At 46.0% G+C, this 18,916-nt stretch carries 14 protein-coding genes; 13 read left to right on the top strand and 1 reads right to left on the bottom strand.

The window, feature by feature from the left end; all coding sequences use genetic code 11:
* The first annotated feature begins 158 nt into the window (after positions 1-158).
* The 7 genes from BLT07_RS01100 (at position 159) to BLT07_RS01130 (ending at position 11,068) form a co-directional block, all read left to right on the top strand.
* Positions 159-1,652 carry a DUF1800 domain-containing protein gene (locus tag BLT07_RS01100; RefSeq protein WP_091864866.1) on the top strand — a complete coding sequence of 498 codons (1,494 nt, stop codon included), beginning with the start codon at positions 159-161 and terminating at the stop codon, positions 1,650-1,652.
* Between the two features lie 9 nt (positions 1,653-1,661).
* Positions 1,662-3,389 (top strand): DUF1501 domain-containing protein, encoded by a 1,728-nt coding sequence (locus BLT07_RS01105; RefSeq protein WP_091864868.1) that lies wholly within the window; start codon positions 1,662-1,664, stop codon positions 3,387-3,389.
* Positions 3,390-3,524: 135 nt separating this feature from the next.
* Positions 3,525-5,663 (top strand): methionine--tRNA ligase, encoded by a 2,139-nt coding sequence (gene metG / locus BLT07_RS01110; RefSeq protein ID WP_091864870.1) that lies wholly within the window; start codon positions 3,525-3,527, stop codon positions 5,661-5,663.
* Between the two features lie 239 nt (positions 5,664-5,902).
* The gene (locus BLT07_RS01115) at positions 5,903-8,029 is read left to right on the top strand and encodes a Tex family protein (protein WP_091864872.1); all 2,127 of its coding nucleotides are present in this window, start codon (positions 5,903-5,905) and stop codon (positions 8,027-8,029) included.
* Positions 8,030-8,107: 78 nt separating this feature from the next.
* Positions 8,108-9,010 (top strand): histone deacetylase family protein, encoded by a 903-nt coding sequence (locus BLT07_RS01120; RefSeq protein ID WP_091865579.1) that lies wholly within the window; start codon positions 8,108-8,110, stop codon positions 9,008-9,010.
* A gap of 97 nt (positions 9,011-9,107) precedes the next feature.
* Positions 9,108-10,400, top strand: a complete 1,293-nt coding sequence (locus tag BLT07_RS01125; protein WP_091864873.1) for a serine hydrolase domain-containing protein — start codon at positions 9,108-9,110, stop codon at positions 10,398-10,400.
* A 68-nt stretch (positions 10,401-10,468) separates the two neighbouring features.
* Entirely contained in the window at positions 10,469-11,068 is a 600-nt protein-coding gene (locus BLT07_RS01130) for a hypothetical protein (RefSeq protein WP_091864875.1), read from the top strand.
* A 162-nt stretch (positions 11,069-11,230) separates the two neighbouring features.
* Here BLT07_RS01130 and BLT07_RS01135 read toward each other — a convergent pair whose 3' ends face one another.
* Positions 11,231-12,466 (bottom strand): NAD(P)/FAD-dependent oxidoreductase, encoded by a 1,236-nt coding sequence (locus tag BLT07_RS01135; protein WP_091864877.1) that lies wholly within the window; start codon positions 12,464-12,466, stop codon positions 11,231-11,233.
* A 149-nt stretch (positions 12,467-12,615) separates the two neighbouring features.
* Here BLT07_RS01135 and BLT07_RS01140 point away from each other — a divergent pair, with 149 nt between their 5' ends.
* The 6 genes from BLT07_RS01140 (at position 12,616) to BLT07_RS01165 (ending at position 18,855) form a co-directional block, all read left to right on the top strand.
* The gene (locus BLT07_RS01140; protein WP_091864879.1) at positions 12,616-14,145 is read left to right on the top strand and encodes a flexirubin biosynthesis tyrosine ammonia-lyase FlxA; all 1,530 of its coding nucleotides are present in this window, start codon (positions 12,616-12,618) and stop codon (positions 14,143-14,145) included.
* Positions 14,146-14,203: 58 nt separating this feature from the next.
* Positions 14,204-15,334 carry a WG repeat-containing protein gene (locus BLT07_RS01145; RefSeq protein WP_091864881.1) on the top strand — a complete coding sequence of 377 codons (1,131 nt, stop codon included), beginning with the start codon at positions 14,204-14,206 and terminating at the stop codon, positions 15,332-15,334.
* A gap of 53 nt (positions 15,335-15,387) precedes the next feature.
* Positions 15,388-16,143, top strand: coding sequence for a flexirubin biosynthesis SDR family reductase FlxB (fabG, locus tag BLT07_RS01150; protein WP_091865582.1), 756 nt, complete (start codon positions 15,388-15,390; stop codon positions 16,141-16,143).
* A 161-nt stretch (positions 16,144-16,304) separates the two neighbouring features.
* The gene (locus BLT07_RS01155; protein ID WP_091864883.1) at positions 16,305-17,522 is read left to right on the top strand and encodes a beta-ketoacyl-[acyl-carrier-protein] synthase family protein; all 1,218 of its coding nucleotides are present in this window, start codon (positions 16,305-16,307) and stop codon (positions 17,520-17,522) included.
* Between the two features lie 176 nt (positions 17,523-17,698).
* A complete protein-coding gene (locus tag BLT07_RS01160) occupies positions 17,699-17,941 on the top strand; it encodes a phosphopantetheine-binding protein (RefSeq protein WP_091865585.1) in 243 nt (80 codons plus the stop codon).
* A gap of 23 nt (positions 17,942-17,964) precedes the next feature.
* Positions 17,965-18,855 carry an LpxL/LpxP family acyltransferase gene (locus BLT07_RS01165; protein ID WP_091865588.1) on the top strand — a complete coding sequence of 297 codons (891 nt, stop codon included), beginning with the start codon at positions 17,965-17,967 and terminating at the stop codon, positions 18,853-18,855.
* Positions 18,856-18,916: the final 61 nt, after the last annotated feature.

The raw sequence follows: 18,916 nt of genomic DNA on the forward strand, positions 1-18,916 counted from the left end.
GCCTTTCTTACCGAATAAATTGGCAGATGCCGATCAATTTTTTATGTCATACATCGAAAATACTCCAATGACCACACTATTGCGGAACCTTTGTTCGTTAGGAACTCGACCCTATCAGTTTCCCAAACACGGATAGGGCGTAAAGCCTACTTAGAACTATGGAATACTTCGTGAATTGCAATACGGCCTCTTTGGCGCCGTACACAACGCCCTTAGATCGACCCAAGGCCGCACATCTTTATCGAAGACTCGGGTTCAGTGCCTCCGCCCAGACCCTTGACTTAGCAGTCGGCATGAATGCAGGTACGCTGGTGGACTCCCTTTTCAACCAGGCTTTGAACCAAGCGCCCCTTGCCCCCCCTGCTTGGGCAAACTGGAATAGTAGCAATTACCCAGAAGATGACGATCTGCGCAACGAGATGCAAAGGGAGCAACGGGCAGAATTTAGCCTATCGTATGCCAAGGGATTGCTAAACAACAATCTCTATGACCGAATGAGCTTCTTTTGGAGCAACCATTTCGTTACGGAACTTGATATCTACGAATGCAACCCCTTTCTCTATCGCTATATCAATTGTTTACAGCGCAACGCCCTAGGTAATTTCAAGACATTTGTCAGCGAAATCGGCCTGACCGACGCGATGTTGTATTATTTGGATGGGGCATACAACAACCGCAATAACCCGAACGAAAATTACGGCCGTGAACTTTACGAACTTTTTACTTTAGGCGAAGGGAACGGCTATACCGAACAGGATATCATCGAGACTGCAAAAGCGTTGACAGGATACGTCGAACGTGGCGAATTAGGCTGCGAACCGGTTGCCTTTAGTGCCGATCGACATGATGAGGGTTCCAAGACCATACTTGGCCAAACAGGTAATTGGGGCTATGATGACGTTATCGATATTCTCTTCGAACAACGAGCGGATGAAATTGCGGAGTTCATCTGCAGAAAACTCTACGAATTCTTCGTGCATCCAGATTCAAAGGACGCTGCTGGCAATGCCCAAGCCATCATATCCGGTATGGCAACCACCTTTGTAGCTACTAATTTCAAGATTGCCCCCGTACTATCCGAACTTTTTAAAAGCCAACACTTCTTTGATGATGAAGCTATTGGAGTAATCATTAAAAGTCCTTTCGATTTTTATTTTAATTTTTTAAAGGAAAGCGGTTTTGCCCATGACGACACCACCGTGGCCAGCTTGGTCAACTACGCCGGATTATTGAGCCAGAGGTTGTTCGACCCTTTTGATGTAGCGGGATGGCAGCGCAACCGGCAATGGATCAACACCAACTTTATGATCGGGCGATGGCTGACGATACAAACTATTTTACAGGATTTCTTTGATGCCGACGACGAGCAGTTTCGCTCCTTCGGACTATCCATTTGCAGTAATTGTGGACTCACCAGTAACAACCCTGATCTCATCGCCCGACAAATTATCGATTTTATACTTCCGAAAGGATTGCTTAACGCCCCCGAATATGAAAAGGCCTTCGCCATTTTCAGGGGCGATATTCCACCCCAATATTTTGAAGGCGGAAGCTCTCCAGTTTGGACGTTGGCCACCGCCATGGAAGGTCCGACCCAAATATTCAATCTGATGCAATACCTCGCCAGACAACCTGAATTTCAACTAAAATAACCAACGACCATGTGCGATACCCACAATAGTAGCACCCATAAAACTAGCAGCCCTCACAAAGGCCTCGAACACGAAGCCCATGACCTGGAACACAAAACCTGGAACCGACGCTCCTTTTTGCAGGCCTTGGGCATTGCGGGTTCGGGTTCGATGATGCTGGGCAGCAGTTTTCTGACCGCTTCGGCACCATCGCCTTTGACCGCGGCCATTGCGGATTCCGAAACCGATAAAATATTGATACTGATTCGCCTGTCGGGTGGTAACGATGGTTTGAGCACCGTCATCCCCATCGAACAATATGATGCGTATGCCAATGCGCGCCCCAATATTTACATTCCCGAGAGTAAAGTGTTGAAACTGACCGATAAATTCGGGGTACCTTCTTATATGAAAGCCTTGGAGCCGATGTGGGGCGACGGCCAGTTCAAGGCGGTACACGGTGTCGGCTATGAAGGGCAAAGCCTTTCCCATTTTACAGGTTCCGATGTTTTTGCCAACACCGATCTGACCTCAACGGGATTCAGCGGATTGAACACGGGATGGATGGGTAGGCATTTCGAACAATGCTATCCCGATTATTTAATCAATCCCCCCGCATCTCCGGCAGCCATACAGATCGGTCAGTTCGGAAGTCTAGTATTCGAAGGCGAGGAAACCAACTACGCCTTTGTAAGCTCCAACGTCGAACAGCTCAAAGAGATTGCAGAATCAGGTGTTGTATACGGACTTGAAGAAAACTTGTTCGGGGATTGTATGTACGGTGACCAGCTAAAATTTTTGAGGGGCGTTGCCAATACGACCTACGAATATTCGGGAGTCATCCACGAGGCATGGTCGCGCGGCCAAAACCAGGTCGAGTACCAAAAAAACGGATTTGCCCGTCAGTTGGCCCTTTTGGCCCGCTTGATCAAAGGCAATCTGGGCACCAAAGTCTATATGATATCCATGGGAGGCTTCGACACACATGGCAACCAGCCATTGGCCCACGAGCGCTTGATGAGTAACCTCTCTATCGCCATCGATAACTTTTACGAAGATTTGGGCTACACCCAGCAAGACGGGAAAGTATTGAGCATGACCTTTTCAGAGTTTGGAAGACGTATTTTCGAGAACGGCTCGAAAGGAACGGATCATGGAAAGGCCGCCCCAACCCTATTTTTCGGAAAAGGTTTGGAAGGCAGCGCCTTTGTGGGAGAACATCCGACATTGGACAACCCCGATGGTCGCGGTAATCTGGAATATACTATGGATTTCAGGGACCTCTATGCCACCGTTCTAGCGGAATGGCTCTGTGTGCCTATTCCCTTAGTAGAACAGCATTTATTAGATCATCCGTACGCTCCTGTAAATTTGGGATTCAATTGTAGTGGTACCGATTTTCCGGATATCGCCTACAGCGATGACGCCCCTACCTTTCCCGATCAGCCCAATGCAGAAGCCGAGCAGCCTGTGATACCGAATACCGAGCAGTTGAACAGCATGGTGCATAAACCCTTTTATCCCACCGCGCAAACCCCGCACATCTATTTGGAAATGCCGGTTACCGCACATGTCGATATTGAACTGTTCAATATTCTGGGCCAGCGGGTAGGCACGGTCAAAAACGCTATAATGAGCGAAGGCCCCAACGAAATTAACATAATGGAAAGCATGCCAGGGCATCTAGCACCGGGCAAGTACATTTACCGCATTCAAGTGCAGCAGCATAAAAGCAGCAAATCGGTGATGGTTTCATAGGCCGAATACAAAACGATTGGCAAAGATGTTAGAGCGCTATGGGTAAGTCGATCCTGATGGGATAGGTGAACAAGGATCGGTAATGATGGCCTGACCCGTAAAAAATAGTATTTTTACGGCCTAATTTCAATTTTGATGGCCGAGAACCAAGAATATCCCCAACGGTATACCCTTACTGCAGCATTGCCCTACACCAATGGCCCCATTCATATTGGGCATTTGGCAGGGGTCTACGTCCCCGCCGATATTTATGCCCGTTATCTACGCTTGACCGGCAAAGACGTACTTTTTGTTTGTGGTAGCGACGAACATGGGGTCGCGATTTCGATGAAAGCCAAAAAGGAGGGCGTTTCTCCCAAGCAAATTATCGACAAATATCACAGCATCATTAAAAAGTCCTTTGCCGATTTTGGGATTACCTTCGACAATTATTCCCGAACCTCGGCAGAAATTCATCACAAGACCGCATCCGATTTTTTTAAAAAGCTATATGAACAGGATGATTTTATAGAAGAAACGACCGCCCAACTCTATGACGAAGAGGCCCAGCAGTTTTTGGCCGACCGCTTCGTCACGGGCATCTGCCCCAAATGCGGCCATGAGGAAGCCTATGGCGACCAATGTGAAAACTGCGGGTCTTCACTTAATGCAACCGACCTCATCAATCCGAAATCGACGATAACCGGAAGCGTGCCGACCACGAAGGAGACCAAACACTGGTTCCTGCCCTTGGATAGATACGAAGGTTTTTTACGGAAATACATTCTAGAAGGTCATAAAAACGATTGGAAACCCAATGTCTACGGCCAATGCAAAAGCTGGATCGATGGCGGACTCGAGCCTCGCGCCGTGACCCGAGACCTCGATTGGGGCATTCCCGTACCTGTAGAAGGTGCCGAGGGCAAGGTACTTTACGTCTGGTTCGATGCTCCGATCGGATATATTTCCTCTACCAAGGAATGGGCCGATCGCGAAGGCAGGGATTGGGAGCCGTATTGGAAAGATGAAGGTACCAAGCTCGTTCATTTTATAGGAAAGGATAACATTGTTTTCCACTGTATCATCTTCCCATCGATCTTAAAGGCCCATGGCGATTTTATCCTTGCGGATAACGTGCCCGCCAACGAGTTCCTGAATCTTGAAGGCAACAAACTCTCAACTTCTAAGAACTGGGCAGTATGGTTACACGAGTATTTGGAAGAATTCCCCGATATGCAGGATGTGCTGCGCTATACCCTTACCGCAAACGCCCCAGAAACCAAGGACAACGATTTTACTTGGAAGGATTTTCAGGCCCGAAACAATAACGAGCTAGTCGCCATATTCGGGAATTTTATCAATCGCGTAGCCGTTCTGACCCATAAATATTACGATGGCGTAGTGCCGGAACCTTCCGATTTCACCAAAGTCGACCAAGAAACTTTGGAAACCCTTCGAAACTATCCCGAAACCATTTCCAGTTCCATCGACCGCTACCGCTTTCGAGAAGCCAGTCAAGAATTGATGAACCTCGCCCGCTTGGGCAATAAATACCTCGCCGATGAAGAGCCGTGGAAAGTGGTCAAAGAAGATGAAGGGCGCGTCAAGACTATCATGTTCGTTGCGCTTCAGATTGCTGCGGGATTGGCCGTTTTGAGCGAGCCATTTTTACCGTTTACTTCTAGAAAATTGAAAAAAATCTTAAAGGTCAGGTCGAGCACCTCGGCGGCGCTCGGCACTGGCTCAGTCGAGACCTCGATAAACACAGGCGAAGTGGAGATACAATGGAAACATGTAGGCATAAATGAAATCTTGTTGCCCCCCAGCCACCAACTCAACAATGCCGAACTCCTTTTTCGAAAAGTCGAGGATGAAGAAATTCAAAAGCAGCTTGAAAAATTAGAGTCCACAAAAAAATCCAACCAAAACGCATCCGAGGAAATCAACAATCCTATGCCACAGAAAGACACCATCACCTTTGACGATTTCACCAAACTCGATATGCGGGTCGGCACCATCGTCGAAGCCGAAAAAATGGCCAAGACCAAGAAATTAATGGTTTTGAAAGTCGATACAGGACTCGATACCCGTACCATCGTTTCGGGAATTGCAGAGAGTTATTCTGCAGAAGAAATTATGGGTAAAAAGGTAACTGTTTTGGTTAATCTCGCTCCACGTGCCTTGCGTGGTGTGGAGAGTGAAGGCATGATTTTAATGACCGAGAATACAGAGGGGAAACTGGTTTTTCTGAACCCTGATGAAGATGGGGTCGGGAATGGTTTGGCGATAAGCTAACTTTGAAAGATCGCACAAAAAAAGGCCCCAAAGAATTGCCAACAAAATAAATACCGGCAATCCGCCCTTTCACTTCCCGAAAACAAAACCTTTGGCTGTTGTGCTGGGCTCCGATGTCTGACATGCAAACTCGATACATTATATTTGCATTTCGCAAATCCTGAAACTTCCCCTTGCCCTCCCTACCATGGAAAATGGAGCGTACCAGCGAGGTAAAGAAGTGTTAGAAAAAATACCTTATGAACCTACAATCCTACCTATTAAAAAACACGCGGCTCCCGCAAAAAAGTATTCAAAACACGGTCGAACTCCTTGATCAAGATTGTACCGTACCTTTCATTTCCCGCTACCGAAAAGAGAAAACAGGCCATCTCGATGAAGTCCAAATTGGAAATATTGTAAAGTTCAAAGCTGAATTCGAAGCCTTGGAAAAACGAAAATCGACCGTCATAAAGGCTATCGGGGAACAAGATGCCCTTACGGATGAGCTCCGCCAAAAAATTAAAAGCTCCGAAAATCTGACGAACCTTGAAGACCTCTACCTGCCCTTCAAGAAAAAACGCAAGACCAAAGCGGAAACGGCCCGAAAAAACGGATTGGAACCTTTGGCAAAAATTATCATGGTCCAGAACCATACTAACATCGGTTCCGTAGCTTCCCAATATGTGAACAAACAGGTACAAAACGAAGAAGAAGCCTTGGAAGGTGCGCGACATATCATTTCCGAATGGCTCAACGAGCGGATTTCGGTAAGGAACCACATCCGCAATCAGCTAGAACGTTCGGGGATGCTGACCACCAAGGTCATCTCCTCAAAAAAGGAAGAGGACAAGGCACAAAAATACCGGGATTACTTTGATTGGAGCGAGGCCTTAAAACGTTGTCCGTCGCATCGCCTATTGGCGATACTCCGGGCGGAGAACGAAGGTTTTATTCGGGTCAAGATTGAAATCGACGACGAATACATCCTATCCAAAATAGCGGGCCGAATCATAACATCGAATACTTCTTGTACGCCGTATGTGCGTTTGGCGTTAGAGGATGCCTACAAGCGGTTGCTCTTTCCATCCTTATCCAACGAAATACTGAAAGCAGCCAAAGAAAAGGCGGATGACGGGGCTATCGAAGTGTTTTCCAAAAACCTGCAGCAACTGCTTTTAGGGGCTCCGTTAGGCGAAAAACGCATTTTGGCCATTGATCCTGGCTTTAGAACCGGCTGCAAGGTCGTTTGCTTGAGTGCCCAAGGCGCCTTGGAACATAATGAGACCATTTATCCGCATGCGCCCCAGAACAAAAGTACGGAGGCCATCAAAAAGATCAGCTCGCTCTGTGATGCCTATAAGATCGAGGCCATTGCCATCGGTAACGGAACGGCTTCCAGGGAAACCGAGCGGTTGGTCAAGCGGGTCCATTTTAAGAATCCCGTCGAGGTATTTGTCGTGAGCGAGGCCGGGGCTTCGATATACTCCGCCTCTAAAATCGCGCGGGACGAATTCCCGAATTACGACGTTACCGTTCGAGGTGCTGTTTCAATCGGACGACGCTTGGCCGACCCCTTGGCGGAATTGGTGAAAATAGATGCCAAATCTATCGGAGTGGGCCAATATCAGCACGATGTAGACCAAAGCAAATTACAAACTTCATTGGATAGCGCGGTCGAAAGCTGTGTCAACTCCGTCGGTGTCAATATCAACACGGCCAGCGTTTCGTTGTTAAGCTATGTGTCGGGTATCGGCACGAAATTGGCGGATAATATTGTAACCTATAGGACCGAGAATGGCGCTTTTGCGGATAGGTCAAGTATCAAGAACGTACCCCGTTTGGGAGAAAAAGCCTTTGAACAAGGCGCTGGTTTTCTTAGGATAAAAAACGGGAAGCATCCTTTAGACGATTCCGCCGTACATCCGGAGAGTTATAGCATCGTCACTCAAATGGCCAGGGACATCGGAATAACGATATCCGATTTAATAGGAAATAAAAATGAGCTGCAACAAATAGATTTGGATACATACCGTACGGAAACCGTGGGCATCCCGACCCTTAACGACATTGTCGAAGAACTAGAAAAACCCGGACTCGATCGCCGCCAAAAAGCTAAAGTGTTCGCCTTTGACCAAAATATTCGGAGCATTTCCGATGTGCGGGATGGGCAAGTGCTTCCGGGTATCGTGAACAACATTACCAATTTTGGATGCTTCGTAGATATTGGTATCAAGGAAAGTGGTTTGATCCATGTTTCCAATCTATCGGATAGTTTTGTCAAAGACGTCAACGAGCATGTACATCTACATCAACAAATTATGGTGAAAGTGATATCCGTCGATATTCCAAGAAAACGGATTCAATTGGCCTTACAGAAGAAGTAGCTCTGTAGGCCACTCGAAAGGGAATGAAATTCAAAAGATTCCCGTCCTCCCTGGAGAATCACAATGAAATGGTCTTATATGCTTAAAATCGCCTTCCATCCCATTTACAAACATCCTTTGCCCGAAGGCCATCGCTTTCCGATGCTGAAATATGACCTGTTGCCAAAACAGTTAATGCACGAGGGCACGTGTTCGACCGACAATTTTTTCGAGCCCGAGATTCCCAATGACAAGTACATTTTAGCGGTTCATGATCCGGAGTATTTCTACGATTTGCTGAACATCAATATTCCACCCAAGGAAGCCCGGAAAATCGGATTCCCGTTGACCGAAGATTTAGTGCAACGCGAACGTATCATAGCCGATGGCACGATGAAAGGATGTGAATTCGCTTTGGAACATGGGGTTGCCATGAACATCGCCGGCGGCACCCACCATGCCTACACCGATCGTGGGGAGGCATTTTGCATGTTGAACGACCAGGCCATTGGGGCACGCTATCTTCAAGCTAAGAATTTGGCAAAAAAAATAGTAATCGTAGATCTTGATGTGCACCAGGGCAACGGTACGGCGCAAATCTTTCAAAACGATGCATCCGTATTTACCTTTTCGATGCACGGGGCGGGCAACTATCCCTTTAAAAAAGAAAAGTCGGACCTTGATATTTCCTTGGAAAAGGGTACAGGGGACGCAACGTACTTAGCCCTTCTCAAGAAAACCCTTCCTGAATTGATATCCGCTGAAAAACCCGATTTCATCTTTTATCTCTGTGGGGTAGACGTGCTTGCATCCGATAAATTAGGAACACTGGCCTTGACCGCCGAGGGATGCCGTGAGAGGGACGAATTTGTGCTCGAAACCTGCTATAAACTCGAGATTCCGGTGCAATGCAGTATGGGCGGCGGCTATTCCCCCGATATCAAAACTATCGTTGATGCCCATGCCAATACCTTTCGGGCTGCCAAAGACATCTATTTTTAAACGGATTTAAATAATATGCAATTGTTCTTCACTAGATTACAATACTTTCTTTGCCTTTGGATCTTAAAATCCCGTAATTTTATTCAAAAGTAAAATCATGAAAAAAACGATTCCAGTCCTCTTTCTGGCCCTCCTAACGCTAACCCTACATGCCCAATCAAAATCTACCCAAACCTCTCCCCCGCTTTCCGAAGGCTCTCCGGAGAATGTGGGTATGTCGCCCGAACGCCTCTCTAAAATCGATGCCATGCTCAAGAAAGCCATAGCCGAAGATCAGGTGCCAGGTGCGGTAGCGCTCATAGCCCGCAACGGAAAAATTATATTCTATAACGCTTATGGCATGGCAGACAACATGGTAAAAAAGGAGATGAAAAAGGATGCCATCTTTAGAATAGCTTCCCAGACCAAAGCTATTACCTCGACTGCGGTTATGATGCTTTGGGAGGAAGGAAAGTTTCAATTGGACGACCCCATTTCAAAGTACATTCCCGAATTTGGAAAGGCGCAAATTCTCGACACTTTCAACGAAGCCGATTCCACTTACACCGCAAACCCGGCAAAGGACCAAATTACCATCCGAGATCTGATTACCCATACTTCCGGATTGGGATACGGGGTCATCGATGGCGACCAACGGTTTCAGAAAATCTATGCTAAAGCAGGTATTACCGATCTGTTTACGACCGAGGACATAACTATTGCGGAAAGCGTCAAGAAACTGGCGAAATTGCCCCTGCACCACAATCCTGGAGATGCGTTTGTCTACAGTGAAGGCTTAGATGTACTCGGCCATTTCGTCGAAGTGATCTCTGGCCTACCATTCGACCAGTTCTTACGGACCCGCATTTTTCAACCGCTCGGCATGAACGATACTTGGTTTTACCTTCCAAAGGAAAAACAGGATAGATTGGTAGCGGTTCAGGAAATTGAAGATGGGAAATGGAAGACATACCCTGAAACTTTTTACGATACCGACTATCCCATCAAGGGGGCCAAACGCTTTTTCTCCGGGGGTGCGGGACTTTCAAGTACAGCGAAAGATTATGCGACCTTTTTGCAGATGTACCTCAACAACGGTGAACTGAACGGAAAACGAATCCTCAGCAGAACGACCGTACAGAGCATTATGGGCAACCAAACCGGGGACCTTTTCGGTGGCGGCCTGGAATATTACGGACTCGCTTTCGGGGTAGTCAACCAAAACGGACAGGATTCTGGCGGAAAGGGAAGTATGGGCACTTTCGATTGGGGCGGTTATTTCAACACCCAATACTTTGCCGATCCGAAAGAGCAGGTAATCGGTGTCTTGATGAAACAGACCCAAGGCGATGTTTCGGATGAAACGGGGTGGAAGTTTAGACAAATGGTTTTTTCGGCTATTGACGATTAGGTTTTGTTAACCTAATCTACTTCAGTTTCATTAAATTTAAAAAATACATAATCCTAAAAAAAACTAACATGAAAAACTTGGCAACACTGACCCTGCTATTGCTTGTAGCGACCACAGCTTTCGGGCAAAAATTAATTGAGGAAGAAGGCGATATAAAACGTTTAAAAGACATAAAAGTATATAAGATGGAATTCGATTATACGGATGTACAGATTCCGAAATTCGATAATGAAGAGGCTTTTTTGAAAGATAAAATGGATAAACGCGAAGAAAAGGAGGCCGGAGATGGCGAGCGGTTCAAAAAATCGTGGTTCGATGATCGCCCCGAAAGATATCATCCGAAATTCATCGAATCCTTTAACAAACGATTTGACGACTCCGCTGTACAAGTTCAAGAAGAGGAAGCCGATTATACCATGAAAATACATACCACAAAACTGTATCCCGGATACAATGTGGGAATCGTGCGACATAATGCCGAAATCGATGCTACCATTACCGTTTTTAAAACGGCCGATGAATCCAACGTTTTGTTTTCAGGCAGTTATAAAGATGTGCAGGGTAGTGGCGCCATGGGCTATGATTACGATTCAGGATATCGTATTTCTGAATGTTATGCAAAGTTGGCCAAAACCTTTGCCAAAGACTTGGAAAAGAAAGCATTGTAACCAACCTTTCATTGTTAGGAATCTTAACTATTCCTAGTAAATTGAATGTTTATGGCGATGCGGTAATCTGTTCGACTCTTGTAAGTGGGTTCAGCGGATTGCCGCGTCCTCTTTTGCCCCATTAAATTCAACCGACTTCAAGCTTCCTAGCAGTGACAAGCTTCAAAGCCCCCGTTCCAGCTCCGCGACCCGCGCCACGGTCTTCACCAAACGGTGATGGTTCTTTACAAACGGATTCGTCCGGTCCCAAACATAGCCGGCCAGCACTGCACAGATCTGCGCCTTGATGACCGGGTTTTCGTTACTGTCGAAAAAGATGGTCTGCAGATTTCCCGAGTACCATTCTTTTACATAGGTGGAAAAAACCTTCACACCCTCTTTCATATGTGTGGCATAATCGTTTTCCCAATCGACCGTTTCGCCGTTCAATTGCCGGGCTATTAATTTAGCGGCCACTAAAGAAGACTCGGTGGCAAAGGTCACGCCGGACGAAAACACGGGATCTAAAAACTCGGCGCTGTTTCCGGTCAGTACATAACCGTCTCCATAGAGCTGCTTTACGGATTTGGCGATGTTCTTGATCATTTTCGGCTCAAATTCGTAGTCGATGCCTTCGAAACGATCGAAATAATAATCGGACAACTTCATCATTTCATGAAGTTTTTGGGTATTGTCGCCCTCGAAGGATTCGAGATATTCGGTGGGGCCAACATAACCGATACTGGTATATCCGTTGGAAAATGGAATGACCCAAAGCCAGGTTTCGCGACTTACGATATCGAAGGTAATTAGTGTGCCCTCGCGACCTTCCGGACGTTTTCCATCTTTGACATGGGTAAAAATAGAAGAGTGTTTGGGAATTTCGGAAGGCGCATCCAAATCTAACAAACGTGGTAGTACCCTGCCGTGACCGCTGGAATCGACAATGTATTTGGCAGATACGGTAGATAGCTGTCCCTCGGCATCCATAATAGTAGTGGTGGAATCACTTCCGTTGAACTCCACGGCAACGACTTCCTGTTCAAAAGCTACATCTACGCCCCATCCCGTTAAAGTATCCGTCAAGGTCTTGTCAAAATCCGCCCGCGGTACTTGCCACGTCCAATCCCATCCTGCCGTATACTTCTTACTGAAGTCGAAATTACAGATTTTATCTCCGCGCATAAATCGGGCGCCTCCCTTGACCTCGAAATTTTGTGCCTTGAGGGCCTCTAAAAGTCCGACTTCCTCAAAATGTTCCATGCAGCGGGGTAAAAGACTTTCCCCAATCACAAACCTTGGGAACTTACTCTTTTCCACGACCTTGACCTGAAGTCCGTGTTTGTGAAGATAGGCTGCGGATACGGCTCCCGAAGGCCCTGCCCCGATAATCAATACATCTACTTGTTGGTTTTTCATACTACTTACTTTTCGGAGAAAATTCAGGTATCTGGTTGAAATTCAAAGTAAAAATACAATAATCATGGCCTAATTGTTATAAATTTACATATCAAAATCGCTACTTTTGCCCTCCGTTCTCAACACGACAGGAATTCAACCAACTGCAGATGCCGACCATTAAGGGAAAATTAGGAATACAGGATTTTTACGATACCATTTTTGAGGGACAGTCGATTACCATTGACCCGAAAACTATAAAGACCGTGCAAGAAAGTTTCGATTTTCTGAAGGATTTCTCAAAAAACAAGGTCATTTATGGCGTAAACACGGGCTTTGGACCCATGGCGCAGTACAAGATCAAGGATTCCGAGACAATCCAACTGCAGTACAACCTTATTCGAAGCCATGCTTCCGGTATGGGAAACCCGATTCCACCGAAATACGTAAAGGCCGCCATGTTGGCGCGTTTGAATACCCTTAGTTTAGGTAATTCGGGCGTACATACCTCGGTCATCGAGACCATGACGGCCTTGATCAATAAAGACATTACCCCTTTGATCTACGAGCACGGCGGGGTAGGCGCAAGCGGTGATCTCGTACAATTGGCCCATCTCGCCCTTGTACTGATCGGCGAAGGCGAAGTTTTTTATAAAGGAGAGCGAAGGCCTACTCTGGAGGTGTTTAAGGAGGAAGGCATCCAACCCATAGCCGTTAAATTACGCGAAGGCCTAGGCCTTATCAACGGCACTTCGGTCATGACGGGAATAGGTATGGTAAACACCATTTACACCCGGCGTTTGCTGGAATGGATGATTGCCTGCTCATCGGCCATCAACGAAATCATGCAGGCTTATGACGACCACCTTTCCGAAAACCTGAACCAGACCAAAAAGCATAAAGGCCAGCGTGAAATCGCAAGATCGATGCGCAGCCATTTACATGATAGTACCCTGACCCGTAAGCGCGAACACCATCTGTATACCGATAACAACGGGGTTTCGGTCTTCGAGGAAAAAGTGCAGGAATATTATTCCATTCGCTGTGTGCCCCAAATACTCGGGCCGATACTCGACACCCTAAACGAGGTCGAACGTGTGCTGATCGATGAGGTCAATTCTGCGAACGATAACCCTATCGTCGATGTAGAACGAAAGAACGTCTACCACGGCGGCAATTTTCATGGGGACTATGTATCCCTCGAAATGGACAAGCTAAAAATCGTCGTGACCAAAATGAGCATGCTGGCCGAAAGGCAATTGAACTATCTTTTAAATCATAAATTGAACGATATTCTTCCCCCTTTCGTAAATTTGGGTACCTTGGGATTAAATTTTGGAATGCAGGGCGTACAGTTCACGGCCACCTCGACGACCGCGGAAAACCAGATGCTCAGCAATCCGATGTACGTGCACAGCATCCCCAACAATAACGACAACCAAGACATTGTGAGCATGGGCACCAATGCCGCCCTAATCACTAAAAAGGTCATTGAAAACGCCTACGAGGTTATCGCGATAGAGATGATTACCGTGGTACAGGCCATAGAATATCTGGAGGTACAGGATAAGGTTTCCTCGAAAACCAAAAGCATGTACGACGCCGTTCGTAAAATCGTTCCGCCGTTCAAAGAAGACGAAATTATGTATCCGTATGTCAACCAGGTGAAGGATTTTATCACTAACCATAAGAATGTTTAAAAAAAGAATACGGAAAATAGACATTTCTATATGCTTTAAAAACTTAAAATCAATCCAAATGAAAACAACGTACACTTTACTTTTCACGCTACTTCTGACTTCTTCTACCCTCTTCGCCCAAGAATTGGCCTTGGTTCGGGCAGGTGGCAATTTTGGCTATATCGACAAAGCCGGGAAATATGTGATCGAACCTAAATTCAACGATGCCAAATCGTTTTCCGATGGCCTTGCCGCGGCCGAGCAGGATAAAATGTGGGGCTTTATAGACGCTTCCGGAAAATGGGCCATCGAACCCCAATACGATAAGGTCAAGTATTTTAATTCGGGATATGCCTTGGTTTTAAAGGATGACCAATGGCAATACATTGACAAAAAGGGGCAAGTACTTGAAATTCCCACTACCACCGATAAATTATATGATTTTGAGGAAGGGGTCGCCTTTTTTAGGAACGGCGATAAAATAGGCCTTTTGGGAACGGACGGGAAACTCGTTTTGGAACCTACCTATGATGCCATCAAGGATGTCAAAAATGGTCACGCAAAAGTTGAAAAAGGAGAATTATGGGGCATGATCGACATGAATGGAAAAGAAATTATTCCCACAGAATATGAAGATATCGACAACGCGTGGTCTCCAAATGGCGTTTATGGAAAAAAAGGCGGTGTGTACGGTATCATCCATGACGGTAGTTTCAATGCCATTGACGGCGCAACAAATGTTTGGACATTTCATGGGGACTCCAAATTGACCTATGCCGAACGGGACAAAAAGATAGGATTTGTAGATAGCAGCGGAAAATGGGTCATCGAACCCCAATTTGATAAAGCGAGAGCATTTTCGGATGGGTTGGCCCCTGTCGCGAACGGTAAGACTTGGGGTTTTATCAACGAGAAAGGTGAAATGGTCATCGAACCGCAATTCCGCGATGCGGAAGTATTTTCGGACGGGATGGCCCCCGTAAAGGACAAGGACTGGGGCTTTATTGACACCTCCGGAAAGTTGGTCATCCCCATGGATTACGATATTACGGCCGGATTCGCATTTTTGGCCGGAAAAAACGAGAAGGGCTTTATAAACGGTATTGCCCGCGTAAAGACCAAAAAAGGATGGGGGTTTCTGGACAAGAACGGGAAATTGCTCGGGGATACTTGGTTTGAGAACGTAGAACCTTTTGAAACGGTAAAGTAGAAAGAAGTTTTTTGGGTATTTTACGGTTTCCCAAGATTTTATATTTTCAGTATATGCAGGACAAAAAAGCGGTAAAGCAAAAATTCGCGTTGGTAACGGGCGGATCGCGCGGTATTGGAAGAGCAATCTGCATTCAGTTGGCGAAGGATTCCGAATACAACATCCTCATTAATTATTATAGCAACAAGACAGCCGCGAAAGAAACCCTGAAATCGGTCGAAGAGGCCGGAGGTCATGGCGAACTTATGCCCTTTAATGTGACAGACGCGGAAAACGTAAAATCCACTTTGGATACATGGCATGAAGCCAACCCCAATGCCATTATCGAGGTCATCGTAAACAACGCGGGCATCACCCAAGACGGAATGTTCATGTGGATGAAAGCGGAAGATTGGTCCAAAGTCATCGATACAAGCCTCAACGGGTTTTTCAATGTCACGAATCATCTGATTCAAAAACTGTTGGTGAACAAATACGGCCGGATCATCAACATGGTTTCCGTATCCGGATTAAAAGGTACGCCCGGTCAAACCAACTATTCCGCTGCCAAGGGCGCCGTAATCGGTGCGACCAAAGCCTTGGCGCAGGAAGTGGCCAAAAGAAATGTTACGGTCAACGCCGTGGCCCCAGGTTTCATTTCCACGGATATGACCCAGGATCTGGACGAAAAGGAACTGAAGAAAATGATTCCCGCCAATCGGTTCGGTACTGCCGAAGAAGTGGCCCATTTAGTTTCTTTTTTAGCTTCTGAAAAGTCCGGATATATCACGGGTGACATTATCAACATCAACGGAGGCATTTATTCTTAGCAGATAGACGAAAAGTTCCCGCCCAAAAGGGAAAAGGCTTCTATAGATATAAGATACTAAAAAACACTCCTTTCCTGAACACGGACAATTTTCAAGCTAAAACTTCGTTAGAATTTCTAATTTTAGTACATTAGAAAATCAAGTATAACCACCCCAAAAGAATGAGGCGAGTAGTAATCACAGGTATGGGCATCTATTCCTGCATCGGGAAAAATCTCGATGAGGTCAAAACATCGCTATACGAGGGCCGCTCTGGCATCGTTTATGATTCCGTACGCGATGCTTTTGGTTTTCGATCTCCTATTACGGGCATGGTCGACACCCCGGAACTCAAATCGCTATTGTCCAGAAGACAGCGTATAAGTATGGGCGAAGAGGCCCAATACGCCTATATGGCTACTATCGAGGCCTTAAAAAATGCCCAGATCGACCAAGATTTCTTAGAAAACAATGAAGTCGGGATTCTTTACGGTAACGACAGCACCGCCAAATCTACTGTAGAATCGGTCGATACGATGCGCGAAAAGAAGGATACCACTTTAGTGGGATCAGGCGCGATTTTTAAGGCGATGAATTCTACGGTAACCATGAACCTTTCCACGATTTTCAAGCTTCGTGGCATTAATCTAACCGTAAGTGCTGCGTGTGCAAGCGGTTCACATTCGATTGGGCTCGCCTATCATTTGATTAAAAGTGGATTACAAGATTGCATAATTGCAGGCGGAGCTCAAGAAATAAACCCCATGGCGATGGGTACTTTTGATGGATTGGGCGTTTTTGCGACGAATACGGAATATCCAAAAAAAGCATCCAGACCTTTCGACAGAGATCGAAACGGATTGGTGCCCAGCGGTGGCGGTGCGAGTTTGATCATCGAAAGTTACGAATCGGCCATGGGACGTGGCGCGCCTATTTTGGGAGAGATTGTCGGATATGGCTTTTCATCGAACGGCGACCACATATCGACACCCAATGTCGAAGGGCCGACCAGGGCCATGAAACGCGCATTGGATGATGCCAATCTAGCGGCTTCCAACATCGCCTACGTAAATGCGCATGCCACTTCGACCCCGGTCGGTGACGCCAACGAGGCAAAGGCCATACATGCCGTTTTTGGAACTAACAGTCCCTATGTTAGCTCTACAAAATCGATGACAGGTCACGAATGTTGGATGGCGGGCGCAAGTGAGGTCATTTATTCGGTGCTCATGATGCAAAACGATTTTATTGCCCCTAATATCAACTTGGAAAATCCAGACGAGGACTCCGAAAAACTTAACCTTGTTAAGAAAACCCTAAATAAAAAATTTGATGTATTTTTGTCCAATTCCTTCGGCTTCGGCGGAACGAATTCAGCCTTAATAGTCAAAAAATGCTAGTGTTGTGTTAGATCTGTCGTGGCCGTTAAGCCTCTAGTATTTTTTGCCGGGTAGAGGCAAAAAAATTAGTACATAGCCGTAGTTACGGAATCATTTTTTAACGCAGAACTGGTGAAAAAGAACAAAGCTTGGGCCAGCTAAGACAGGTTCAACAAAATACGGATGAAAATATGGTGATGACCAAGGAAAATATAGTTGAAAAGGTAGATGAATTCCTCATCGATGATTTCGAGGTAGCCGAAGAAGCATTAGTGCCCGACGCCAATCTAAAGGATGCCCTTGATCTTGACAGTCTTGATTTTGTAGACCTTGTGGTTGCGGTCGAGAGCAATTTTGGAGTCAAGTTGACCGGTGAGGATTTTGTGAACATCCATACCCTCCAGAATTTTTATGACCTTATCGAAAGAAAGCTGGCTTGACCCTTTCTTACAAAACCCAAGATATGGCCACTGAATGGGAAGGAAAATCAAGAGGCACCCTTTTGGGGTATCAAATCTATATTTTCTTTCTTCGGAATTTTGGTATCTCCACGGCTTACTTTTTGCTACGTATCGTTATCGTGTACTATACCCTGTTTTCGCCGAAAAGCAATCGGGATACCTATACCTATTTTCGAAAGAGGCACGGCTTTTCAAGAGGAAAAAGTATGTTGAGCATTTACAAGAGCTATTATACGTTCGGACAGACCATTACCGATAAAGTTGCCATCGCAACGGGGCTACGCGATAAATTCACTTATACGCACAACGGTATCGAACACATCGACGATTTGCTTCAAAAGAACCGAGGGGGCATTTTGATCAGTGGCCATGTCGGTAATTTTGAGATTTCGCACTATTTTTTGGAAGACCGATACCATATTGCCAATATCAGCATGGTGACCACCCACGCCGAGCATCAAGATATCAAAGAGTATATGGAGCGTATTTCGGCGAAATCACATTTAAAGTTCATTGTAGTTAAAGACGACCTGTCACATATCTTTGAAATTCACAAAGCAATAGATGACGGTGGATTGGTGGTCTTTACCGGCGACCGTTATATGCCCGGTTCCAAAACCCTAACGGAGGATTTTTTGGGCAAAAAAGCCCATTTTCCGATGGGTCCCTATCTTTTGGCCGCACGATTGAACCTGCCGGTATTGTTCGTGTATTTCATGAAAGGCCTGAATCGCCATTACGATCTTTACGCCCAAACCGCAGAATTTAAGGCGCGGGATGCCCAAGGACTATTGAAGGAATATACCGAAAGTATGGAACGTATCTTGAAAAAGTATCCGTTACAATGGTTTAATTATTTCGATTTTTGGGGAGATCGGGAAGGTGAAAGTTAAAGTTTGAGGGCTGTTCTTAGTTGTTGATTCAGGGAAATTGCTCCTAGAATCGAAATTTTTA

Origin of the sequence: Pricia antarctica, assembly GCF_900101815.1 — a bacterium.
In the GTDB taxonomy this organism is placed as follows: domain Bacteria; phylum Bacteroidota; class Bacteroidia; order Flavobacteriales; family Flavobacteriaceae; genus Pricia; species Pricia antarctica.